General features: G+C 45.9%; 1 protein-coding gene. It reads left to right on the top strand.

Features of this window, described 5'->3' with window-relative positions; genetic code table 11:
* Positions 1–255 (top strand): hypothetical protein (locus G9H60_RS13360; RefSeq protein ID WP_394369799.1); only part of this gene is annotated, 255 nt, incomplete at both ends.

The following is a 255-nucleotide window of genomic DNA, read 5'->3' on the forward strand; positions in this document are numbered from 1 at the left end:
CTGCTGGTACTGGTTTTGCCGTAACAGTAACCTTAACGGATGCCAATGGCAATCCAGTGAATGCTACATTAGATGGTACTGTCACCTTAACTCGTAAAACAGGTACAGGTACTTTAGGTGGTACTGTAACAGGAACTATGACTGCTGGAACAAGTGCCGTGACTATCTCCGGTGTAACTTATACCAAAGCGGAAACAGGTGTAGTCTTAACGGCTACGGGTTCTGTGGCGGGTAATGTCAATGGTAAAACAGGTG

Origin of the sequence: Aquirufa aurantiipilula (genome assembly GCF_019923745.1) — a bacterium.
GTDB classification, from domain to species: domain Bacteria; phylum Bacteroidota; class Bacteroidia; order Cytophagales; family Spirosomataceae; genus Aquirufa; species Aquirufa aurantiipilula.